The organism is Staphylococcus sp. EG-SA-15, assembly GCF_017151895.1.
GTDB classification, from domain to species: Bacteria; Bacillota; Bacilli; order Staphylococcales; family Staphylococcaceae; genus Staphylococcus; species Staphylococcus aureus.
Genome location: NZ_JACVZN010000036.1, coordinates 1 through 22,904, shown reverse-complemented (window position 1 = coordinate 22,904; position 22,904 = coordinate 1). Strand labels below are relative to the sequence as shown.

At 33.2% G+C, this 22,904-nt stretch carries 22 protein-coding genes and 1 riboswitch; of the genes, 7 read left to right on the top strand and 15 right to left on the bottom strand.

Going from position 1 to position 22,904, the window contains the following annotated elements:
- Nucleotides 1-9 precede the first annotated feature (9 nt).
- The 3 genes from IDG64_RS12660 to auxA form a co-directional block, all read right to left on the bottom strand.
- Nucleotides 10-552 (bottom strand): hypothetical protein, encoded by a 543-nt coding sequence (locus tag IDG64_RS12660; protein ID WP_000505966.1) that lies wholly within the window; start codon nucleotides 550-552, stop codon nucleotides 10-12.
- A gap of 53 nt (nucleotides 553-605) precedes the next feature.
- Nucleotides 606-1,778 (bottom strand): class I SAM-dependent rRNA methyltransferase, encoded by a 1,173-nt coding sequence (locus tag IDG64_RS12655; RefSeq protein WP_000685074.1) that lies wholly within the window; start codon nucleotides 1,776-1,778, stop codon nucleotides 606-608.
- 424 nt (nucleotides 1,779-2,202) lie between these two features.
- Nucleotides 2,203-3,498, bottom strand: coding sequence for a lipoteichoic acid stability factor AuxA (auxA, locus tag IDG64_RS12650; RefSeq protein ID WP_000009069.1), 1,296 nt, complete (start codon nucleotides 3,496-3,498; stop codon nucleotides 2,203-2,205).
- Between the two features lie 151 nt (nucleotides 3,499-3,649).
- Between auxA and graF the strand changes: the two genes are divergently transcribed.
- The 4 genes from graF (at nucleotide 3,650) to IDG64_RS12630 (ending at nucleotide 7,283) form a co-directional block, all read left to right on the top strand.
- Entirely contained in the window at nucleotides 3,650-3,784 is a 135-nt protein-coding gene (gene graF, locus IDG64_RS12645; RefSeq protein WP_000064214.1) for a glycopeptide resistance-associated protein GraF, read from the top strand.
- A gap of 532 nt (nucleotides 3,785-4,316) precedes the next feature.
- Nucleotides 4,317-4,417: riboswitch (TPP riboswitch) on the top strand.
- A gap of 76 nt (nucleotides 4,418-4,493) precedes the next feature.
- Nucleotides 4,494-5,069, top strand: coding sequence for an ECF transporter S component (locus tag IDG64_RS12640; RefSeq protein ID WP_200626238.1), 576 nt, complete (start codon nucleotides 4,494-4,496; stop codon nucleotides 5,067-5,069).
- Nucleotides 5,070-5,083: 14 nt separating this feature from the next.
- Entirely contained in the window at nucleotides 5,084-6,484 is a 1,401-nt protein-coding gene (locus IDG64_RS12635) for an ABC transporter ATP-binding protein (RefSeq protein WP_000921968.1), read from the top strand.
- Nucleotides 6,477-7,283: an energy-coupling factor transporter transmembrane component T family protein gene (locus IDG64_RS12630; protein ID WP_000273247.1), complete on the top strand. Its 807-nt coding sequence runs from the start codon at nucleotides 6,477-6,479 to the stop codon at nucleotides 7,281-7,283. The genes IDG64_RS12635 and IDG64_RS12630 overlap by 8 nt, the downstream gene beginning before the upstream one ends.
- A gap of 264 nt (nucleotides 7,284-7,547) precedes the next feature.
- Here IDG64_RS12630 and purD read toward each other — a convergent pair whose 3' ends face one another.
- From purD to purE, 11 genes are read right to left on the bottom strand one after another with little or no spacing between them, the layout of a single operon-like run.
- The gene (purD, locus tag IDG64_RS12625) at nucleotides 7,548-8,795 is read right to left on the bottom strand and encodes a phosphoribosylamine--glycine ligase (protein ID WP_001101908.1); all 1,248 of its coding nucleotides are present in this window, start codon (nucleotides 8,793-8,795) and stop codon (nucleotides 7,548-7,550) included.
- Nucleotides 8,796-8,816: 21 nt separating this feature from the next.
- Nucleotides 8,817-10,295, bottom strand: a complete 1,479-nt coding sequence (gene purH, locus IDG64_RS12620; RefSeq protein WP_000709272.1) for a bifunctional phosphoribosylaminoimidazolecarboxamide formyltransferase/IMP cyclohydrolase — start codon at nucleotides 10,293-10,295, stop codon at nucleotides 8,817-8,819.
- A gap of 14 nt (nucleotides 10,296-10,309) precedes the next feature.
- Nucleotides 10,310-10,876: a phosphoribosylglycinamide formyltransferase gene (gene purN, locus IDG64_RS12615; protein WP_000238658.1), complete on the bottom strand. Its 567-nt coding sequence runs from the start codon at nucleotides 10,874-10,876 to the stop codon at nucleotides 10,310-10,312.
- 2 nt (nucleotides 10,877-10,878) lie between these two features.
- Complete coding sequence (gene purM, locus IDG64_RS12610) at nucleotides 10,879-11,907, bottom strand: phosphoribosylformylglycinamidine cyclo-ligase (protein WP_000030803.1); 1,029 nt, start codon at nucleotides 11,905-11,907, stop codon at nucleotides 10,879-10,881.
- Nucleotides 11,900-13,384: an amidophosphoribosyltransferase gene (purF, locus tag IDG64_RS12605; protein WP_000483713.1), complete on the bottom strand. Its 1,485-nt coding sequence runs from the start codon at nucleotides 13,382-13,384 to the stop codon at nucleotides 11,900-11,902. The genes purM and purF overlap by 8 nt, the downstream gene beginning before the upstream one ends.
- Nucleotides 13,363-15,552 (bottom strand): phosphoribosylformylglycinamidine synthase subunit PurL, encoded by a 2,190-nt coding sequence (gene purL / locus IDG64_RS12600; RefSeq protein WP_000032727.1) that lies wholly within the window; start codon nucleotides 15,550-15,552, stop codon nucleotides 13,363-13,365. Before purL ends, purF begins: the two co-directional genes overlap by 22 nt.
- Nucleotides 15,545-16,216 carry a phosphoribosylformylglycinamidine synthase I gene (purQ, locus tag IDG64_RS12595; protein ID WP_000666799.1) on the bottom strand — a complete coding sequence of 224 codons (672 nt, stop codon included), beginning with the start codon at nucleotides 16,214-16,216 and terminating at the stop codon, nucleotides 15,545-15,547. The genes purL and purQ overlap by 8 nt, the downstream gene beginning before the upstream one ends.
- Nucleotide 16,217: 1 nt before the next feature.
- On the bottom strand, nucleotides 16,218-16,481 hold the full coding sequence (gene purS, locus IDG64_RS12590) for a phosphoribosylformylglycinamidine synthase subunit PurS (protein ID WP_000848350.1): 264 nt from the start codon (nucleotides 16,479-16,481) through the stop codon (nucleotides 16,218-16,220).
- Nucleotides 16,481-17,185 carry a phosphoribosylaminoimidazolesuccinocarboxamide synthase gene (gene purC, locus IDG64_RS12585; protein WP_000174053.1) on the bottom strand — a complete coding sequence of 235 codons (705 nt, stop codon included), beginning with the start codon at nucleotides 17,183-17,185 and terminating at the stop codon, nucleotides 16,481-16,483. Before purC ends, purS begins: the two co-directional genes overlap by 1 nt.
- A 3-nt stretch (nucleotides 17,186-17,188) precedes the next feature.
- A complete protein-coding gene (gene purK / locus IDG64_RS12580) occupies nucleotides 17,189-18,313 on the bottom strand; it encodes a 5-(carboxyamino)imidazole ribonucleotide synthase (RefSeq protein ID WP_001010406.1) in 1,125 nt (374 codons plus the stop codon).
- Nucleotides 18,300-18,782, bottom strand: a complete 483-nt coding sequence (purE, locus tag IDG64_RS12575; protein WP_000861572.1) for a 5-(carboxyamino)imidazole ribonucleotide mutase — start codon at nucleotides 18,780-18,782, stop codon at nucleotides 18,300-18,302. The genes purK and purE overlap by 14 nt, the downstream gene beginning before the upstream one ends.
- 200 nt (nucleotides 18,783-18,982) lie before the next feature.
- Here purE and folD point away from each other — a divergent pair, with 200 nt between their 5' ends.
- Both folD and IDG64_RS12565 read left to right on the top strand, forming a co-directional pair.
- Nucleotides 18,983-19,843 (top strand): bifunctional methylenetetrahydrofolate dehydrogenase/methenyltetrahydrofolate cyclohydrolase FolD, encoded by an 861-nt coding sequence (gene folD / locus IDG64_RS12570; protein ID WP_000225837.1) that lies wholly within the window; start codon nucleotides 18,983-18,985, stop codon nucleotides 19,841-19,843.
- A gap of 1,037 nt (nucleotides 19,844-20,880) precedes the next feature.
- On the top strand, nucleotides 20,881-21,198 hold the full coding sequence (locus IDG64_RS12565) for a DUF5011 domain-containing protein (protein ID WP_001037831.1): 318 nt from the start codon (nucleotides 20,881-20,883) through the stop codon (nucleotides 21,196-21,198).
- 147 nt (nucleotides 21,199-21,345) lie between these two features.
- On the opposite strand, the gene IDG64_RS12560 is transcribed toward IDG64_RS12565, so the two are convergent.
- Complete coding sequence (locus IDG64_RS12560) at nucleotides 21,346-21,465, bottom strand: hypothetical protein (protein ID WP_031824143.1); 120 nt, start codon at nucleotides 21,463-21,465, stop codon at nucleotides 21,346-21,348.
- A gap of 304 nt (nucleotides 21,466-21,769) precedes the next feature.
- On the opposite strand from IDG64_RS12560, the gene qoxA reads away from it, so the two are divergent.
- Nucleotides 21,770-22,870 (top strand): cytochrome aa3 quinol oxidase subunit II, encoded by a 1,101-nt coding sequence (gene qoxA / locus IDG64_RS12555; RefSeq protein ID WP_000032836.1) that lies wholly within the window; start codon nucleotides 21,770-21,772, stop codon nucleotides 22,868-22,870.
- The last annotated feature ends 34 nt before the right edge of the window (nucleotides 22,871-22,904 follow it).

The window sequence follows — 22,904 nt, the reverse complement described above, 5'->3', positions numbered from 1 at the left end:
TTATAGCACCTACATGACATTTTTAATAACATTTTCGCATTTTTGAATGTGATCTTTTCCAATTTTATTCATAAAATAGTAACTAATAGATGCAGACACAGCTTGTCCTACAACAGGAAACCATTTTGTTTGTTTTGCAGCAGTACGTTTAGCTACATCTCTAATAACTATTTTTAAAAATGCACTTGAAATTCTTTTACCAATAAATTGACTACCTTGAATTGCTGCTGCAGACATAATTCTTTCTTTCACATCATCCCCAAGGCTATTAACTTGCTTATGATCTAATCCGTATATTTTATTTACATCTTCGATAATATCTTTCATTAATTTTAAATCAACACCAAAATCTAAACCCGGAATTGGAACAACGCTCATTGTTGATGACATTAAAGATTTTCTCTTTACAATTGCTTCAGCACGTTGTCGTCTTTCTCTCAATTCTTGAATCGTCGTTGGCATTGCACCTTTTCCGTCAACATTTTCTATTTTAAAGACTGAATTACCAATTTTATTTGTTAAATTTGATGTTAAATTGTTTTTGAATCCCATAATATTATCACCCTTCTTTTTCTCAATAAGTTACTATACCCCTTTTTATCAAATTAATGTCTAATATTTACAAAAACAGCTTTTAAATATTTAGATGGCTTATAATGTGGATGCGTTTTAAAATCTTTTGGTAATCCCATAACTTCAGTTAATTCATAATCAACGCCACTCTCTTCAAGCGTCTTTTTAATAGTATTTTTAAATTGCTTTAATGGATATACACTTGCGTTTGTACATAACAATAATGTTCCTTCAGATGATAAGATATTTAAGGCGCCATTAATTAATTTGTCATAATCTTTTTGCACTGAAAATGTACGTTTTTTGTTACGCGCAAAGCTAGGTGGATCAATCACGATCGTGTCATAACTATGTCCATGTCGTGCAGCATATTTATAGAAATCAAAAGTGTCCATGACATAAATATATTGGGATTTAGGATCAATAGCATTTAATCCAAAATTTTCTTCAGTTAAACTACGAGAACGATTAGCCAAATCTACACTTGTTGTTGAAGATGCCTCACTTGCTGCTATTACAGAAAAAGCACCTGTATAACTAAATAAGTTTAAAACATGGCGTTCTTTGGCATATTGATCCCTTAATTTCTTGCGCACTTCTTTTTGATCTAAAAAGATACCTGTCATCAAACCATCTTCAAGGTCTACATTATAAAATGTGAAGTTCTCTTCGATAACAATTGGAAACTCAGGTGCATCTCCTTCAACAAAACCACCACTATATTCGCTGTCTTTAAATCTTACTTTTTCGTAAATAGATTTATAATCAAATACTTTTCTAACCGCTTCAAGAATGGCATATTTAAATTTATAAATACCTTTTGAGTACCATTGAATCAACAAATGACCATCGTAATTGTCGATTGTTAATCCCCCAACACCATCACCTTCAGCATTAAATAATCTAAAAGCATTTGTTCCATCTATATTAAAATAATAATCACGTTCTGCTAATGCAGTATTAAACAATTTCACAAAGAGAGCTGTGTTGATTTCTTGAGCTTTATCGTATGTTAGAACCCAACCTAATCCTTTATGTTGGCGACCAACATAAGCCGTTGCAACATATTGTGATTTATCAGTCACAATTTGAAAAATATCTCCTTCTTTTAAATGATCTTGTGAATAGATATCCTCTTCTTCAATTAAAGGATATCCATTAAAATATTTTGTTTCTTTGCCTTTGTTCAGAGTTGCTATTTTCATCTGACAACTTCCTTTCTGTGTTTCGTTGTAGTTTTATATAGATTAAATTGTTTGCCAAATTTCAATATCATCTACTTCTAATCTTACTGTTGATTTTAACAAATTAGTAATTCGAATGATATATGTTAAATTTCTACAAAGGAAATACTATATATCGTTTCGCAAATTCCATATGTCGCTTCAACTATTTACTAGTTTTCTTGATTTTACAAATGGATAACTTTTCAACTATTTTATTTGCACTAAAACTTTGTATACAATTTTCAATACTTAATTCACATCACCTGAATCAATCAAATCTAGTTACAAAAAAAGTACTATCCATAAACTTCATTGACCTGTATCTAAATAAGTTAGAGATATATCTAACTTATAGCGTACACATCAAAATGTTTAATAGATAGTACTTTTATAATGCTTTTAATTATGGTCGCTCTCGTAATTGTAACGAATAAGAAATGATGATTGCCAATAACATTAATAGTAATGTTGGCGTAATGAACACTGAAAGTAATAGTCCATGAATCATTATATTTATAAATTCCGTTAACAATTTAAAGAATAAAATGCTCCCCATAAATAGTTGTAAATAATAAAACTTACCTTTCAAGTGGAAAGTTAACGTTGTAGCGATATATGCGATAATAATGAATAACAGAATTAATAATGTAACCCATTCAATAACATATTGTGTCTGTGATAATTTCCAATCACCAGATACAAATAATGCATTACGATTATTAAATTCTAAAAATGTGAATAAAAAGATGACGACACCACAAAATAGTTCGACATACATTGGTTTAACCCATTTCGGTTTTCTCATCCAATCAGGAATATCGTCTTCTTGAATATCGATAATATCATTAACTTTCTTTTTGAATTTATCTCTTTTAGCTCTAATTTTATCTAAATCGACACTTCTTCTTGTCTTACGTGCATATTCTGTAGTCTTATCTTGGAGTTGTTTCAAGTGAATTTTAGTTTGATTCGTGACATTCCCTTTACTTGTTCTTGATAATTCTGGCTCCTCTTCACCTAATTCTTGCTTTGTTAAAGGTAAAGCTCGGCGCAAGAACAAGAAATTCCAAATAGCCATTTGACCAAGTAACCACATAATTATAAAGAAAGCATTGACACTTAAGATATCAATTGACTCTATTTCATTAGCATCAATTCTGCCATACAATGCAATTTGTGTAATTAAGTAACTTATACCATAACTCACAATTATCCACATGAAATGATTTTTTACATTTTCCTGATTCAATTCATCTTTATAGACGATATATCCTATATGAATTGTAAATGGAATAATGAAAATCACTGCAAAGAATCCATAAACTTGAGTCATTAATATAAGAGTAATAATAAAGTACATGATACCGATAACTAAGAAAAAGATAGAAATATCATAGTCATACTTAATAGTTCTAAGTAATGTATGACCAATCAACATAACTAAAATACCGAATATAATTATCACAATTGCACTAACTATAGGGAAATTACCTATAAATCGACTCATTACTTTAATAATTTCACTGAAAAATGCATTCAGAAATTCCCACACATTATGAACATGTGTATCAACTTTTTTACCACCATTTAATTGTTTAATTAATGGCAAGTTAATTAAAATAATGAGACCAGTGAAGAGTGAAACGATACCGATTAAATAGCTAAAAATAATTTCGGCGTGTTTCCTAAGAAAAGACATTATGTTCACCTCAAAATCATTATATATTAATCTAATGTTGTTGTCTTTAGATAAATGAATAAATAGTGCTATAGACTTAGAAAAGTTTAACGAAAGTACAACCGGGTAAGATTTATATATAAATAATTATCCAATTTGGGAGGAATTAATCATGTCTAATGAAAATCAAAATAAAAAAGCAGCAGAAAAAGCTAAAGAAGTTGAAGAAAAATTAAAAGATAAAAAAGAAGAAAAAACAGAAGATATTAATCAAACAAAACAAGATATCCAAGATACACTAAATTAATTTAAATCCCCTTACAACTTTTAGTTGTTAGGGGATTTTATGCATGTGCTCGGCGCATGTATCCCTCTCCTTCCTTACAACTTTTAGTTGTTAGGGGCTTTTATGCTTGCGCTCAACGCAAGTATCCCTCTTCTTCCTTACAACTTTTAGTTGTTAGGGGCTTTTTTGCATGTGCTCGGCGCATGTATCCCTCTTCTTCCTTACAACTTTTAGTTGTTAGGGGCTTTTTTGCATGTGCTCGGCGCATGTATCCCTCTTCTTCCTTATAAACTATAATTCGTAAGCCATTATGCACGGGTTCTTCACTGTTGTTAAAGAGGTATGATTGATAAGTATCCCTCTTCATTTATCAGCTCAATATTATTACATGTCACATATTTTTATATCTTTAATTACTAACATTCCTACTACATCTTCAATTTAAATCCAATGCTAATATTATAAATTTTAAATCGAATTAAACGAAATTTCATGAAGACAACCTATTGACATAAGTTTACAAACGTCTTACAGTATAATTAATTAAATAAATCGCACACACTAGGGGTGTTTTATACTGAGATGAGGCTTGCCCTCAAACCCTTTGAACCTGATCTAGCTTGAACTAGCGTAGGAAAGTGTTACTATACATATGTTTTACTAATATATATTGTGAACGCATAACTTTCCTATGGATGGTTGTGCGTTTTTTTATTAGGAGGATGTAAAAATGTCAAAAGGTTTAAAGCTATCTGAAATACTAGTAACCGTACTTATTTCATTAGTATTCGCAGTTATTTACAATTTATGGTGGTTTGTTTACAATGGTGTGCAAGCTACAGGCCTTCACCTCGAACAATTAACAAACGGGGTTTGGTTCATGGCAGCGATTGTCTGCTATCTAATTATTCCAAAACCAGGTATTGCTTTACTGGCTGAATTTGCTGCAGGTGCCGGCGAAACTATCATTATGGGTCGTTTCGATATTCCGACAATCGTTTACGCTTTTATACAAGGTTTAGCGTGTGAACTTGTCTTTGCAATTTTTAAATATCAATCACGTTCAGTTATAGTAGCTATGTTAGCAGGTTTTTGTACAGCAATCGCGGCTTTCCCGATAGATTATTTCTATGGTTATTTAAATGAAGTTGCAGGTTGGAACTTAACATTATTCATCGTATTTAGATTAATTAGTGGTGCAGTAGTCGCCGGCGTCCTATCTTACCTTTTAGTAAAAGCTTTAGATAAGACAGGCGTAACAAAATTATTTAGACCAGCTGCTAAAGAAGATTACGACAACTTATAAGAGGAGCATTCAGAGTGTTAAAAGTAAGTGATTTACGATTAAAATATCCAAGTGGTCAACGTAAAATTTTCGATCATTTAAATATCACTATTCAAGACAAAGAAAAAGTACTTTTACTCGGTCCTTCTGGTTGCGGTAAAAGTACACTTCTGAATGTATTAAGTGGTATTGTTCCTAATTTAATTGAATTACCTATGAAATATGATGAACTAATCGTTGACCCATTAAGTGGCGTTATTTTCCAAGACCCTGATAGCCAGTTTTGTATGCCAAAAGTATACGAAGAACTTGCATTCGTTTTAGAAAATAGACAATTACCACGTGAAGACATGGATGCGTTAATTATCAATGCTTTAAATATGGTCAATTTAAATGTTACCCCTGAAACGTATATCAAAGATTTAAGTGGCGGGATGAAACAGAAATTGGCAATTGTTGAAACCATTCTTCAACAATCAAAAACATTGTTTTTAGATGAACCGACAGCAATGTTAGATGTTCAAGCAACAGAAGATTTATGGACTAAACTAATTGAACTTTGGGAAGATCAAACGGTTGTAATCGTTGAACATAAAGTTAAACACATCTGGAATCATGTCGACCGCGTCATTTTGATGGATTATAACGGAAATATCATTGCCGATGAATGTCCTGAAATCATATTACAGAAGTATGTTCATTTACTCAGTGAATATGGTGTGTGGCATCCACGTGCATGGGAATTCGCACCAAGTCGTGTTGACTTTCCAACAACAAACTCACACTTATTACAATTTAAAAATGGACGTATTATTCGCGGTAAATCAACATTGCTCTCATTCTCAGATTTAGAAATTGGTCTAGGTGAGTGGATTACAATTACAGGGGCAAATGGTAGTGGTAAAACAACCTTGCTTGAATCAATTATGCAATTGATTAAATATCAAGGTGATGTTTATTTTGAAAATCAGCGTTTAACAAAAATTAAACATGCAGCAAAACACATGTACCTAGTTTATCAAAACCCAGAATTACAATTTATAACAAATTCGGTTTATGATGAAATTAACATTCATTTTAATCACCTTTCTAAAGATCAAAGTGATGATGAAACGATACAACTTTTAAAACTTTTAGATTTACAAAATGTAAAAGATCAACATCCTTATGAGTTGTCTATTGGTCAAAAACGACGCCTTAGCGTAGCTACCGCACTAAGTTCTAAAGCTGATATTATCTTTTTAGATGAACCGACATTTGGACTTGATAGCCATAATACATTCCAGTTGATCAAACTTTTCCAAAAGCGAATTAATTTGGGACAAAGTATTGTCATGGTTACACATGACGATGAAATAATTGAACGTTATCCATCAAGAAGACTTAAAATTTCAGATGGTGCGTTACTAGATTGTGATGGTGATACGAATGTATGAGCAATGGAAAGTTCGGCAATCATTTGTTGATGATGTCAACATTATAACGAAACTATTTCTTGGAATTATACTATTTTTCTTTATTATATTTGTGCATAATTTCGATTTTATGCTTTATATCAATATCTTAATGTTAGTTTTCTTATTGATGTTTAATGGTACTCAGTTTAAAATTACAGCAATTTTTATAACTATAAGTATTGGCTTTGCATTACTCTCTTCCCTGTTCATGATTTTATACGGGAATGGTAGCCATACAATTTTGAAATTCGGATTTATCCATATTACAACAGAAAGTTTAGTTCGTGGTTTACATGTATCATTAAGAACCATTGCTATTTCATTTTTCGGTATCTTAATCGCACTTACATCTCAGGTTGTCATGATATTTTATAGTTTAATGCAACATTTAAAGGTTAAATCAAAAGTTGCTTATGCATTCATGGCTGCCATTCGTATGATACCTTTAATGATTAGTTCTTTAATACAGCTTCGCAGATCTTTAAAAATGCGCTATCAGATGATAGACGCGGCAAATTATAGAGGGTTAAAGCGATTTAAGCATTTAATTATACCTCTATTAAGCCAAAATATTAGAAAGGCACATCAATTATCAGTTGCGATGGAGTCGAAAGGATTTAGAGATGGTCCTCGTACTTACTATTACAACGTACCTTTCTCATATAAAGATATAATCTTTATTATAGTTTTAATTGCCATTATTACTATGGCATATTATTGTTCAATCACCTTACCCATCACGGGCATAGATGATGTTCGTCTTGGTCGTGTAGGTTAAATTTTATCCATAATTGTATAGATACTAAATTAGAAATTCATTGTATAGAAAAAGAAAACCATTTATTCCATACTAAACAAAAGAGGTGCCACAAACATGTTATTTTGTTCATCCAAACATGTTGTGGCGCCTCTTTTGTATTACATATGCATAATCACAAATTTGGTACAGAAATCAATGTCCTAGACTCTACAACTAAAAAAGCTATGAAAAAATCTATCGTTATAGATTCGTTCATAGCTAATCTTAGTATTTTAAATTTACTTATTTAAGTTGTAGTGCTTTATTCGCAATGTCATGACGATAGAATAAATGGTCACTTTGTATTTGTGATACTTTTTTGTATGCGTCTCGCTGTGCATCTTGTACATTGTCACCTTTTCCGATGGCAAGTATAACTCTACCACCTGAAGTAACAAAGGTATCACCTTGCTTCTTTAATCCACTAACAAAATAGTTTTCATTTAAATCAAAGCCACTTACTTTATGCCCTTTTTCATATGCATCAGGATATCCTTTTGATGCCAACATGACCCCTACAATAGATTCATTTTTCCATTTGAATTCAGTACGTTTTCCTTCATCTAAATCAATAATATGCTGCATTAAATCACTTTCCATGCGACTTAATAATACTTGAGCTTCAGGATCACCAAAACGGGCATTAAATTCTATTACTTTTGGACCATCTTTAGTTAAAATAGCACCAATGTATAATACACCGAAGAATTGATAACCTTCATTAAGCATTGCCTTTGCAATGGGTTGTGCAATTGTTTCATTTGTAAGTTTTAAAACATCGTCACTAATATGTGGTACTGGACAATAAGCCCCCATACCACCAGTATTTGGTCCTTCATCATGATCAAATGCGCGTTTATGATCTTGTGCAATACAGTCGAAAGGTACTGCTAAATCACCATTAACAAATGTCATTAGCGAGAACTCTTCACCTTCTAAAAACGTTTCAAATACAACAGTACCTTCTTCTTCATCACCATACATAATCTCAATAGCACTTCTGGCTGCTTCAATAGTATCTGCAATAATAACGCCTTTCCCAGCAGCTAACCCATCTTTCTTGACAACAACGGGCAATTCACAGTTTTCAATATATGTTAAAGCATCCTTTTTTCGCTCAACTTCTTTATAATCAGCAGTTGGAATATTATATTTTTCCATTATCTTTTTAGCAAATAATTTTGAGCCTTCGATTTGAGCTGCTTGCTTATTTGGACCAAACACTTTGAAACCATTCGCTCGTAAAATGTCTGCTAATCCATCAATTAGCGGCTGTTCTGGACCTATAACTACCCAATCAACATTTTGCCGTTTAGCAAAATCTAGTATCGCTTGATGATCAGATTCTGAAATTTCAGTGTGTACTTCAGCTATAGGTGTCATTGCCTCATTACCTGGAATGACAAACACTTGTTTAACTAGATTCGATTGATTAAGTTTATATGCAAGTGCATGTTCTCGTCCACCAGCACCAATTACTAATACATTCATTTATGTTACGCCCCTTTAAAATTAGTGTTTAAAATGTCGAGTGCCTGTGACTACCATTGCAATACCATGTTTATTAGCCATATCAATTGAATCTTGATCTTTAATCGAACCACCCGGTTGGATAATTGCCTTTATACCATGTTGTGCTGCAAGTTCAACTGTATCTCCCATAGGGAAAAATCCATCAGATACTAACGCTACATGATCATTGATTTCAATAGCTCTCTCTAACGCAATTTTAGCAGCACCGACACGATTCATTTGTCCAGCACCTATACCTACAGTTTGTTTATTATTACTTAAAATAATTGCATTACTTTTTACTGATGGTACAACTTTCCATCCTAATAACATTGCTTCCCATTGTTCATCAGTAGGTGCTACTTCTGTAACAACTTTCATTTCTTCTTTTGGCACGACATAATTGTCTTTATCTTGAACTAAATATCCGCCAGATACTGAAACAAACTCTTCTTCGTTACTGTCTATAGTCATATCAATTTCTAATAATCTTACATTCTTCTTTTGTTTTAAAATATCTAATGCTTCATCTGTAAATTTTGGTGCAATAATGACTTCCAAAAAGATACTATGCAATTGCTCTGCTAACTCAGGTGTTACAGCTCGGTTTAATGCAACAATTCCACCAAATATTGATTGACTATCCGCTTCATACGCATGTTGAAATGCTTGTTCTATCGTGTCACCGATACCAACACCACATGGATTCATGTGTTTAACCGCAACTGCAGCAGGTGTATCAAACTTTTTAACTAAAGCTAGTGTAGCATCTGCATCTTTAATATTGTTATAGCTTAATTGTTTCCCATGTAATTGTTTAGCGCCTGCAATCGTGTGCTTAGCATTCGAAGTTCTCACAAAATACGCTGATTGTTGTGGATTTTCTCCATATCTTAAAGTTTCTTTATCCCCTTTAAAGAAACGTACAATCGCTTCATCATATTCTGCAGTATGCTCAAAAACTTTGATCATTAATGACTGTCTATATGACTCATCTAACGAACCGTTTCTTAATCGCGTCAATACTTCTTGATAATCTGCAGGATGTACAATTGTTGTTACATGTTTATAGTTTTTAGCTGCAGCACGTAACATTGTTGGACCACCAATATCAATATTTTCAATTGCTTCGTCCATCGTTACATCAGGGTTTGCAACAGTTTGTTGGAATGGATATAAATTAACTACTACCATATCAATTAAATCTATATGTTGTTCTGATAATTCCTTTAAATGCTGCGGTTTATTTCGATCAGCTAAAATGCCACCATGAACAGCCGGATGTAATGTTTTAACACGGCCATCCATTATTTCTGGAAAATGTGTTAAGTCTGAAACAGAACGAACTGGTACATTTGCTTCATCTAATATACGTTTAGTACCACCAGTTGAATATAATTCATAATTTAATTGCGTTAACGCTTTAGCAAACTCTACAATACCTGTTTTATTTGATACGCTCAAAATAGCTTTCTTCATCACATACATACTCCTTATTTTACAATTTTAGCAATAACACTTGGATATAACTCATATTCCAATTTTTTTACTTTCTCTTCTAATTGTTCTTTTGAATCGTCCGGTCTAATATCACATTGTCTCTGTTCAATAATTTCTCCCGTATCCATACCACAATCAACATAATGTACTGTCGAACCAGTAATAGTATCGCCACTATGATATGCTTGGCCTATTGCGTCAATCCCCTTATATTTCGGCAATAGAGATGGATGTATATTCAATATTTTACCTTCAAATGAAGCTAATAAATCTGGACCAATTAGACGCATGTAGCCAGCTAAAATAATCCACTCTACCTTATCTTCATTTAATAGTGATACTAAATGTTGTTCATACGCTGCTTTTGAATCAAATTGTTTTGGTTCATTAATATAAACAGGAATACCGTGCTTTTTTGCTCTATCTATACAAAACGCATTTTGATGATCCGTATATAGCGCCGTAACTTCAATATTTTCAAGTTTTCCTGATTCAATATGCTCAACTATATTTTCAAAGTTACTTCCTGAACCTGATGCAAAAATCGCAATTTTAACCATTGTTATACCCCCAACAATTCAATTGCAGTTGACTCATTTTTCACAATATGACCAATTTGATAAGCTTCCACATTTTGTTCTGCTAAAATCTTCAAAGCGCGTGATGCATCTTTTTCATCAACGATAACCGTATAGCCAATACCCATGTTAAAAATGTTATACATTTCATTTGTGTCTATATTGCCTTGTTGTTGTAACCAATCAAATATTTTTGGCGTTGGAAATGATGTAGTATCAATTCTAGCAGCATATCCGGCTGGCAATGCACGTGGAATATTTTCATAAAAACCTCCACCAGTAATATGATTCATTGCCTTAATAGAAACTTCTTTTTTCAAAGCAAGTACAGGTTTGACATATAATTTAGTTGGTTCTAAAAAGACATCTATAAATGGACGATTATCGAAGTTTGATGCCAAATCAATGCCTGATTCATTAATTAATTTGCGCACTAAACTGTATCCATTTGAATGAATGCCACTTGACGCAAGTCCTATAACAACTTGTCCCTCTTTCACTTCTGAACCATCTACATAGTCATCCTTTTCAACTGCTCCAACAGCAAATCCGGCTACATCATATTCACCTTCGTGATACATTTCACCCATTTCAGCAGTCTCTCCACCGATAAGTGCAGTATTCGTTTCAACGCATGCATCACTAATACCTTTAACAATTTGTTCAATAACTTCAGGAACAACTTTATTTGTAGCGATGTAATCTAAAAAATACAATGGTTCTGCACCTGTCGTTAAAATATCATTAACACACATTGCAACTGCATCGATACCTATCGAATCATGTTTCCCATAGTCGATAGCTAGTTTTAATTTCGTACCTACTCCGTCTGTTCCAGAAACTAAAACTGGCGCTGTCATATTTAATTGTGATAAATCAAATGTAGCACCGAATCCACCTAAACCACCGATAATTTCTTTACGCATCGTACGTTTAACATGACTAGACATTCTTTCTACAGCTTCATAACCAGCATGAATATTTACACCAGATTGTTCATATGCTTTAGACATTTAAATTTCCCTCGCTATCAAAAAAGTGTTTGTTTTTAGAAATATATTGCTTTTGTCGATGACTTAAATGCGCTTTATAATTTGCTTCATAATCATATAACCCTGCAGGATAATCTCCAGTGAAACTTTCTACACATAAGCCACTATATGGCGCGTCATAATCTAAACCAATTGATTCAATTAACCCATCTACAGATAGATATGCTAATGAATCAGCGCCAATATAATCTTTAATTTCTTCAGGTGATTTGCTTGCAGAAATTAATTCTGCCGTAGTTGAAACATCGATTCCATAAAAACTTGGGAACATAAATTCCGGTGATGCTATACGCACATGTACTTTATTTGCACCAGAATCTTTTAACATTTTCACAATGCGTCGAATTGTCGTACCGCGAACAATGGAATCATCAACAAGAATGATATTTTTCCCATCTACTATATCTTTTACCGCAGATAACTTCACTCTCACACCTTGCTCACGTAATTCTTGAGTTGGTTGAATAAATGTTCTTGCAACATATTGATTTTTAACTAGTCCCATTTCATATGGCAAACCTATTTCTTCAGCATAACCACTCGCAGCTGATAGCGATGAATTGGGTACACCGATGACCATATCAGCATTTACAGGGCTTTCTTGGGCTAATTTTTTACCAGAAGCTTTACGTACTGCATGGACATTTTTACCAGCTATTGTTGAGTCTGGTCTAGCAAAATAAATATATTCCATCGCAGAAATTGCAGTTGTCGTATGATGTGTATAAGATTTAACTGTAATACCTTTATCGTTAATCACGACATATTCACCTGCATGAATATCTTGAACAAATTCTGCACCTAACACATCTATTGCACATGTTTCACTTGCAAGGATGTATGTCCCATCTTTCATTTTACCTACAACAAGTGGTCTGATAGCATTTGGATCTACTGCGCCATATAACGCATCTTTAGTTAAAATCGCAAATGTAAAACCGCCTTTAACTTTTCGCAAACTTTCTTTCAACGCTTCCTCAAAAGTAGGAGCTTTACTTCGACGTATCAAATGCATAATGACTTCAGTATCAGAAGACGAATGGAAGATAGCACCTTGTTTTTCTAAATTCTGACGCAATGATTTAGCATTAATGAGGTTACCATTATGACAAATACCTACACTCATATCATAAAAGTGATACAGAAACGGTTGAATATTTTCAATACCTTTATTACCTGAAGTAGCATAACGGACGTGACCAATTGCATGTTGATATCCTTTTAATCGTTCCATTTGATCATCTTTAATCGCTTCAGTTAGTAAGCCTAATCCTCGCTCGCCTTTTAATTCATTTTGATCAGAAACAACTATACCTGCACCTTCTTGACCACGATGTTGCAAACTATGAAGTCCCATATATGTTAGTTGCGCTGCTTCAGGATGATTCCAAATACCAAACACGCCACATTCTTCGTTTAATCCTGAGTAGTTAAACATTGAGCAATTGCCCCTTCCCATATTTGTTTAATATCTGAAACATTTTCACTAATCTCTGTATATGGTGTTGTTACCTTGAAATTATCACTATCTGTTAAAAGTCCAATTTCTATTGCATTATCAATATTTAAAGTTTTACCTGATTTAACAGAAACAACATATCGGCCTTGCGTCTCACTAAACAATTGTGCATTTGTTATATCTATTGAAGATTTTAATCCTAAACCGTAATGCGCACTTAGTTTAGCTAAGGTAATCAGTAAGCCACCTTTACCAACTGTTTGAACATGTGATAATAGTCCTTCACGAATAGCGGTCTTGATTGATTCACCTTTTTCAACTTCTGAACTCAAATCTAATGACTCAAATTCATGATTAACTTTGCCATAAATTAACTTTTCAAGTTGACTACCACCAAAGTCGTCCTTAGTATCACCGATTAAATATAATTTATCTCCAACTTGAGGTTCAAAATCATTTAAATAATTTACATTTTCAATCAAACCTACCATTCCAACAACTGGTGTTGGGAAAATAGAAGTACCTTTCGTTTCGTTATATAAAGATACATTACCAGAAACTACTGGTGTCTTAAGAATGTCGCATGCTTCTGCCATACCTTTCGTTGAATCTATCAACTGTTGATAGATTTCTTTCTTTTCAGGAGAACCATAATTTAAACAATCTGTCATTGCTAATGGTGTTGCACCCACGGCAATTAAATTTCGATAAGCTTCAGCTACTACCATCTTTCCACCTTCATATGGATTGTTATATACATAACGCGCTTCACCATCAATTGTTGAAGCAATTGCCTTATTTGTGCCTTCCACACGTACTACCGATGCTTGAAGTCCTGGCTTAATTATCGTATTGGCACCAACTTGTTGGTCGTATTGATCATATAAATAGTGTTTAGATGCTATAGTCGGATGCTTAAGTAATTTAAAGAAAGTATCTTTAACATCGATGTGTGTATAATCATTTTTAGAAGTATTATAATCTTTTTCTTCTCCTTCTAAAATATATACAGGTGCTTCATCAGCTAGTGGTTCAACTGGAATGTCAGCATAAACTTCGTCATCATATGTTAAAACAAAACGATTTGTATCTGTAACTTCACCTATAACAGCACTATCCAATTCGTGCTTATCAAATAAATCTAAGAATTTTTGTTCAGTACCTTTTTCAACAACTAGTAACATACGTTCTTGAGTTTCTGAAAGCATCATTTCATAAGGAGAAATACCTGGCTCACGTGTTGGCACTTGTTCTAATCTCAAATGTAACCCACTACCACCTTTTGCCGCCATTTCAGACGATGAAGATGTTAAACCAGCAGCACCCATATCTTGAATACCAACTAATTCATCAAATGTAATTGCTTCAAGTGTTGCTTCCATTAATTTTTTACCTACAAATGGATCACCGATTTGTACAGAAGGTCGTTTACTTTCGCTTTCTTCCGTCAATTCTTCAGATGCAAAAGTAGCACCATGAATACCATCTCGACCAGTTTTCAAACCAACATAAATGACCGAATTACCTACACCTTTTGCTGTGCCTTTTTGAATCATGTCGTGATTGATAACACCAACACACATTGCATTAACAAGTGGATTGCCATCATAACGTTCATCAAATTCGATTTCACCAGCAGTTGTTGGAATACCAATGCAGTTACCATAACCTCCGATACCCTTTACAACACCTTTAAGTAATCTTTGGTTTTGTTTATTATCTAATTCTCCAAATCTAAGACTGTTTAACAAATTAATAGGTCTAGCCCCAATAGAGACAATGTCACGAATGATTCCACCAACGCCTGTAGCAGCCCCTTGATATGGTTCAATTGCTGATGGATGATTGTGAGACTCTACTTTAAATACTACGGCTTGATTATCACCTATATCGACTACCCCTGCACCTTCACCAGGCCCCATAAGCACATGGTCACCTGACGTAGGAAATTGCTTTAAAAACGGTTTAGAATGTTTATAAGAGCAATGTTCACTCCACATAACAGAAAAGATACCTGTTTCTGTAAAGTTAGGTTGTCTGCCTAAAATATCGCAAACTTTTTCATATTCTTGATCACTTAATCCCATATCTTGATATACTTTTTCAAGTTTAATTTCTTCAACGCTTGGTTCGATAAATTTAGACATGTTGTTCCCTCCAACTTTTTACCATCGCTTCAAATAATTTCACACCACTATCAGTACCTAACAACGTTTCTAAAGCTCTTTCAGGATGTGGCATCATGCCACATACATTGCCTTTTTCGTTAACAATTCCTGCAATATCATCATATGAACCGTTCGGATTATTCACATATTTCAGAATAATTTGATTGTTAGCTTTTAATTGTTGATATATTTCATCAGTACAATAATAATGACCTTCACCGTGAGCTACAGGATATATAACTTTTTCACCTTGTTCATAAAGATTTGTAAATGCCGTTTGATTATTCACTATTTCTAACTCTTCATTTCTACTAATAAATAAATGTGAATCGTTATGCAATAATGCACCAGGTAATAAGCCTATTTCAGTTAAAATTTGAAACCCATTACAAACACCTAATACTGGCTTACCTTCTGCTGCAAGACGTTTAACTTCCGAAATAATCGGCGCTACACTAGCCATTGCCCCAGATCTTAAGTAATCCCCGAATGAAAATCCACCAGGAATAAGTACGCCATCAAATCCACTTAGTGATGTTTCTCTATAATCTACATATTCCGCTTCAACACCACTTTTAATAGCAGCATTAAACATGTCTCTATCACAATTCGAACCTGGAAAAACAAGAACCGCAAATTTCATTTTATGCATTCTCCTTTTCATCATCTAACACTTTATAGCTATATTCTTCAATCACTGTATTTGCAAACAATTTTTCACTTAGAGTTGTAATAATGTTGTGTACCTTTTCATCACTAACCTCATCCACTGTCATATATAATACTTTTCCTACACGAATATCATTCACTTGTGCATAACCTAAGTCATGTACAGCTCGAGTAAGCGTTTGTCCTTGCGTATCTAATACTTGTGGTTGTAATGTGATATGTAGTTCAATTGTTTTCATTATTTTAAATCCTCCAATTTGTTTAAAAATATTTGATATGTTTCAATCAGTGATCCAGTGTTATTTCTATATACATCTTTATCAAAGTTTGCATTGGTAGCTTTATCCCAAATTCGACATGTATCTGGAGATATTTCATCCGCTAACAAAATTTGACCAGTCTCAGTCTTTCCAAATTCGATTTTAAAATCTACTAATTTTAAATTCATAGCATCCATTAATTGTTTCAACACATTATTAATCTTTAATGCTTTGGATTTTAGTATTTCAATATCTTCATCTGATGCTATATTGAGCAATTTAACATGGTCATCCGTTATCAACGGATCATTTAACGCATCATTTTTATAGAAAAATTCCACAAGTGGTTCTCTAAAAACTTCACCATTTTCAAAACCTAAACGCTTTGTAATAGATCCACTAGCAATATTACGAACAACTACTTCTAATGGAATTATTTTCACAGGCTTAACTAATTGTTCTGTTTCAGATAATTGTTTAATAAAGTGACTTTCTATTCCATTTTCTTGTAAATATTTAAATATAATAGAAGTAATTTGATTATTTAATCGCCCCTTACCTGCCATTGTGTCTTTCTTAGCCCCGTTTCCAGCAGTAACTTCATCTTTATATTCAACTCTTAATTCATTTTCTTGATTTGTTGAGAAAATGCGCTTCGCTTTTCCTTCATATAATAATGTCATGCTTTAATTACTCCCCTCAAATTTAGCGTACATATCTTGTTCAGTTTGGTTTACATCATTCGTTAGTACAGTCATATGCCCCATTTTTCTGCTATCTTTACGCTCAGACTTACCATAAATATGTAAGTGCCACTCTGGATGTTCATTAAATTCATTTTCCAATAAATCTAAGTCTTTACCTAGTAAGTTCATCATGACTGCAGGCTTTAATAATTCAATTGAATTTGGTAATGATTGTCCGGTAACTGCTAAAATATGAGTATCAAATTGTGAATAATCACATGCTTCAATTGAATAATGTCCGGAATTGTGAGGCCTTGGTGCAATCTCGTTCACATACAATTGGTTGTTACTATCTATAAAAAATTCCACTGTAAATGTTCCAATGAAATGAATCGATTGGATAATTTTATTAACTTGCTCTTTCGCCTCAGCTGTTTTATCTATTCTCGCTGGAACAATTGTTTTGAAAAGTATTTGATTTCTATGCTCATTTTCTTGTAATGGGAAAAAAGTGATTTGATTGTTGTTTCCTCTTGTAACAGTAAGAGATACTTCTTTCTTGATATTCAAATATTTTTCAGCTACGCATTCACTAGTTTCAATTAATTTAAAACCTTCTTGTAAGTCTTTTTCGTTGTTAATTAAAACTTGACCTTTGCCATCGTAGCCACCAAATCTAGTTTTTACAATAAAAGGATATCCTAATGTTTCAATTGCTTTGTCAATATCTGTAGATTCTTTTACTGAAATGAACGGGACAACTTTGGTACCAGCACTTTTTAATGTTTCTTTTTCAGTTAAGCGGTCTTGTAATAACTGTATAGCTTGGTAACCTTGCGGAATATTGTACTTTTCACATAATAGTTTTAATTGTTGGGCTGAAATGTTTTCAAATTCATAAGTAATCACATCACATTTTTGTCCTAATTGATTGAGTGCCTTTTCATCGTCATACTTGGCTTGTATAAATTCGTGTGCAACGTATCTACATGGACAATCTTCAGCAGGATCCAATACAACCACTTTATAACCCATTTTTTGAGCTGATTGTGCCATCATCTTTCCAAGCTGACCACCACCAATAATGCCAATAGTCGCACCAAACTTTAATTTATTGAAGTTCATTTTGCATGTCCTCCACTTTTTGAATTAACGAAGATTCATACTGATTTAGTTTTTCAACTAAAGAAGGATTTTGAATACTTAACATTCTTGCTGCAAGTATACCTGCGTTTTTAGCACCTGCTGCACCAATTGCAGTCGTTGCAACCGGAATACCTCCTGGCATTTGAACAATTGATAATAAAGAATCTATACCCTTTAAACTTTTTGTTTCAATCGGCACTCCAATAACTGGTAGCGTCGTTAATGATGCAACCATACCTGGTAAATGTGCCGCACCGCCAGCGCCTGCAATGATAATGTTTATACCTCTTTCTCTCGCTTCAGAAGCAAATTGAACCATCATTTTTGGCGTACGATGTGCGGATACTACTTGTTTTTCGTACGGAATTTCAAAATAATCCAACATGTTACAACTCTCTTGCATAATTTTCCAATCGGAAGAACTGCCCATAATGACTGCTACTTTCACTTTGTACACCCTTTCAAAAGTTTGAATTGTGAATTACTTTAGTTGTATATTATAGATATAGCATAACAAGCAATTTCTGCTTTTTCAATCAAAAATCGAACTTTATTTTGATTTTTTGTTTGAATTTACGTCTTTTGCTATGTAAATTGGTTTTATGAACTAACAAAGTTAGGATATTGACAATAGGAGGAGAAGTTTTTATGGTTGCTAAAATTTTAGATGGTAAACAAATTGCCAAAGACTACAGACAGGGGTTACAAGATCAAGTTGAAGCGCTAAAAGAAAAGGGTTTTACACCTAAATTATCCGTTATATTAGTTGGTAATGATGGCGCTAGTCAAAGTTATGTTAGATCAAAAAAGAAAGCAGCTGAAAAAATTGGTATGATTTCAGAAATCGTACATTTGGAAGAAACAGCTACTGAAGAAGAAGTATTAAACGAACTAAATAGACTAAATAATGATGATTCTGTAAGTGGTATTTTGGTACAAGTACCATTACCAAAACAAGTTAGCGAACAGAAAATATTAGAAGCAATCAATCCTGAAAAAGATGTGGACGGATTTCATCCAATAAATATAGGGAAATTATATATCGATGAACAAACTTTTGTACCTTGCACACCGCTCGGCATCATGGAAATATTAAAACATGCTGATATTGATTTAGAAGGTAAAAATGCAGTTGTAATTGGACGAAGTCATATTGTCGGACAACCAGTTTCTAAGTTACTACTTCAAAAAAATGCATCAGTAACAATCTTACATTCTCGTTCAAAAGATATGGCATCATATTTAAAGGATGCTGATGTCATTGTCAGTGCAGTTGGTAAGCCTGGTTTAGTAACAAAAGATGTGGTCAAAGAAGGAGCAGTAATTATCGATGTTGGCAATACGCCAGATGAAAATGGCAAATTAAAAGGTGACGTTGATTATGATGCGGTTAAAGAAATTGCTGGAGCTATTACACCAGTTCCTGGTGGCGTTGGTCCATTAACAATTACTATGGTATTAAATAATACTTTGCTTGCAGAAAAAATGCGTCGAGGTATTGATTCGTAAAGAGCCTGAGACATAAATCAATGTTCTATGCTCTACAAAGTTATAATGGCAGTAGTTGACTGAACGAAAATTCGCTTGTAACAAGCTTTTTTCAATTCTAGTCAACCTTGCCGGGGTGGGACGACGAAATAAATTTTACGAAAATATCATTTCTGTCCCACTCCCTAATAACTGAGTTTTAATGAAGTCTTTTAACCCACATTAAATATTATTTTGCAATTGCAATGAATAACAAGAAAAATCTGGGACATTAATCGATCAAATGCTCCCTTCAAAGTAGACATTGAATAAATGAAGTCTTTGAAGGGAGCATTTCACTTTGTTCTTGGCTCAACAATTTTATATAGACAGTAGTTAATTGAATGAAAATAAGCTTGTAACAAGCATTTTTCAATTATAGTCCGGGGCCCCAACACAGAGAATTTCGAAAAGAAATTCTACAGGCAATGCGAGTTGGGGTGGGGGCCCCAACAAAGAAGCTGACGAAAAGTCAGCTTACAATAATGTGCAAGTTGGGGAGGGGCCCCAACACAGAGAATTTCGAAAAGAAATTCTACAGGCAATGCAAGTTGGGGTATGGGCCCCAACAAAGAAGCTGACGAAAAGTCAGCTTACAATAATGTGCAAGTTGGGGAGGGGCCCCATCACAGAGAATTTCGAAAAGAAATTCTACAGGCAATGCAAGTCGGCGAGGCCCCAACACAAAAGCTGTGACTATGATAAAGTATTACTACATAATTAATCATTAGTGGTTCTTTATCATTTTCGCCTCCCTTTTCTTATTGTTTTGATTCACAAAAAATTAAGTTCAAACTGTCGAATAAAGTTATATTTGATTTCAAATTATCCCTAAATTATTAATTTTACAATTGTGGCAGATTTTCAAAATAATAATTATTTCCTCATTATTTATAAATTTATATTTAAATTTCATTCTTTATAGGGTAAGATTAGGACTATAGTATGATGTGTAAATAATATAAATTAAGGTATAGTAAAGCTAACTCAGAAATGACTTATCATTCGGAGGTTACATTATGAATAAACTATTACAGTCATTATCAGCCCTCGGTGTTTCTGCTACACTAGTAACACCAAATTTAAATGCAGATGCAACGACGAATACTACACCACAAATTAAAGGCGCTAATGATATCGTTATTAAGAAAGGTCAAGATTATAACCTTCTAAACGGCATAAGTGCATTTGATAAAGAAGATGGAGATTTAACCGATAAAATTAAAGTCGATGGCCAAATTGATACATCTAAATCTGGTAAATATCAAATTAAATATCATGTCACTGATTCAGATGGTGCAATTAAAATTTCCACTAGGTATATTGAGGTTAAATAGCCCTCATCACTATACTGCAAATAAAATGGTAGCAAACGAACATGTTTTGCTACCATTTTATTTGTTATTCTAACTTCATCTGCAACTTTAACCCAAATATTGTATTTTTTCTGTATACCAAAGGACTACCTATCAAATTATTAAAACTTAACTGCTCTTTTTAAAAAAATGTTTTGATTTTGAACAAACAAATTTCCACTTTTCATTGTTTAACGATAAATTACTTTTGGCAAATTCCTTATTAAAATGTTTGCGCTTCCTTTCAATGAACTAGCCATCATTTTCAATTTATTAGACAATTTCAAACTTTTTTTATTTTCATTCAATTAACCTTTAATTGAAAGCTATTCTCAACTTTCCTTTTAAATATGAAGCAATTTTTTCAAAAACGCTATTAGTCACAAAATGTACACATAATTTTAACAAATGTGTGAACCCACGTCACACCTTGATTTATCAACATTTTTGATACAATTTTATTAATTTTTTTCCCATAAGCCCTTGTAAATATTGTGTAATAACTTAAAATTAATGTTAAGCCCTACATTTGTAGTATTAGGAGGTCAAAAAAGTGTCAAAATTTAAGTCTTTGCTTCTATTATTTGGCACACTAATTTTACTTAGTGGTTGTTCAAATATAGAAATTTTCAACGCAAAAGGGCCAGTAGCAAGTAGTCAGAAGTTCTTGATTCTTTATTCAATCGTCTTCATGCTTGTTATTTGTTTCGTTGTACTTGGCATGTTCGCCATTTTTATTTACAAGTATAGTTATAATAAGAATGCCGAATCTGGTAAGATGCACCATAATGCCATCATTGAAACAATATGGTTTGTAATACCTATCATAATCGTTGCTGCTTTAGCTATTCCTACAGTTAAAACTTTATACGATTACGAAAAACCACCGAAGAGTGAGAAAGATCCAATGGTTGTATATGCAGTAAGTGCAGGATACAAATGGTTCTTTGCTTATCCAGATGAACATATAGAGACTGTTAATACATTAACAATCCCTAAAGATCGTCCTGTTGTATTTAAGCTTCAAGCTATGGATACAATGACAAGTTTCTGGATTCCACAATTAGGTGGTCAAAAATATGCCATGACTGGCATGACAATGAATTGGACGTTAGAAGCATCTCAAACTGGTACGTTCAGAGGTCGTAACTCTAACTTCAATGGTGAAGGATTCTCACGTCAAACATTTAAAGTAAATGCCGTTAGTCAAAAAGACTACGACAAATGGGTGAAAGAAGTTAAAGGTAAGAAAACGTTAGATCAAGATACATTTGATAAACAATTATTACCAAGCACACCTAATAAAGCTTTAGAATTTAATGGTACACATATGGCGTTTGTTGATCCAGCAGCCGATCCAGAATACATCTTCTATGCATATAAACGTTTCAATTTCGAATTGAAAGATCCAAACTTCACTAGTGAAGAAAATATGTTTAAAGATGTATCAGACAAACCATTAATACCTGCTCGTAAAGCTCAAATTACAAATGCGAACTATAAACGACATGGTATGAAGTTGATGATTCTTGGAAATGACGAACCATATAACAATGAGTTCAAGAAAGATGAATCGAAAAATGCGAAAGAAATGAAGAAAATTTCAAAAGATGCGCAAGATCAAGACAATGATGATCATGGAGGTGGACATTAATGAATTTTCCATGGGATCAATTACTAGTTAAAGG

Excerpts from the sequence above, each read along its gene's own strand:
- IDG64_RS12660 (WP_000505966.1), bottom strand. The coding sequence starts at position 552 with ATGGGATTCAAAAACAATTTAACATCAAATTTAACAAATAAAATTGGT.
- IDG64_RS12655 (WP_000685074.1), bottom strand. The coding sequence starts at position 1,778 with ATGAAAATAGCAACTCTGAACAAAGGCAAAGAAACAAAATATTTTAAT.
- auxA (WP_000009069.1), bottom strand. The coding sequence starts at position 3,498 with ATGTCTTTTCTTAGGAAACACGCCGAAATTATTTTTAGCTATTTAATC.
- graF (WP_000064214.1), top strand. The coding sequence starts at position 3,650 with ATGTCTAATGAAAATCAAAATAAAAAAGCAGCAGAAAAAGCTAAAGAA.
- IDG64_RS12640 (WP_200626238.1), top strand. The coding sequence starts at position 4,494 with ATGTCAAAAGGTTTAAAGCTATCTGAAATACTAGTAACCGTACTTATT.
- IDG64_RS12630 (WP_000273247.1), top strand. The coding sequence starts at position 6,477 with ATGTATGAGCAATGGAAAGTTCGGCAATCATTTGTTGATGATGTCAAC.
- purD (WP_001101908.1), bottom strand. The coding sequence starts at position 8,795 with ATGAATGTATTAGTAATTGGTGCTGGTGGACGAGAACATGCACTTGCA.
- purH (WP_000709272.1), bottom strand. The coding sequence starts at position 10,295 with ATGAAGAAAGCTATTTTGAGCGTATCAAATAAAACAGGTATTGTAGAG.
- purN (WP_000238658.1), bottom strand. The coding sequence starts at position 10,876 with ATGGTTAAAATTGCGATTTTTGCATCAGGTTCAGGAAGTAACTTTGAA.
- purM (WP_000030803.1), bottom strand. The coding sequence starts at position 11,907 with ATGTCTAAAGCATATGAACAATCTGGTGTAAATATTCATGCTGGTTAT.
- purF (WP_000483713.1), bottom strand. The coding sequence starts at position 13,384 with ATGTTTAACTACTCAGGATTAAACGAAGAATGTGGCGTGTTTGGTATT.
- purL (WP_000032727.1), bottom strand. The coding sequence starts at position 15,552 with ATGTCTAAATTTATCGAACCAAGCGTTGAAGAAATTAAACTTGAAAAA.
- purQ (WP_000666799.1), bottom strand. The coding sequence starts at position 16,216 with ATGAAATTTGCGGTTCTTGTTTTTCCAGGTTCGAATTGTGATAGAGAC.
- purS (WP_000848350.1), bottom strand. The coding sequence starts at position 16,481 with ATGAAAACAATTGAACTACATATCACATTACAACCACAAGTATTAGAT.
- purC (WP_000174053.1), bottom strand. The coding sequence starts at position 17,185 with ATGACATTATTATATGAAGGAAAAGCGAAGCGCATTTTCTCAACAAAT.
- purK (WP_001010406.1), bottom strand. The coding sequence starts at position 18,313 with ATGAACTTCAATAAATTAAAGTTTGGTGCGACTATTGGCATTATTGGT.
- folD (WP_000225837.1), top strand. The coding sequence starts at position 18,983 with ATGGTTGCTAAAATTTTAGATGGTAAACAAATTGCCAAAGACTACAGA.
- IDG64_RS12565 (WP_001037831.1), top strand. The coding sequence starts at position 20,881 with ATGAATAAACTATTACAGTCATTATCAGCCCTCGGTGTTTCTGCTACA.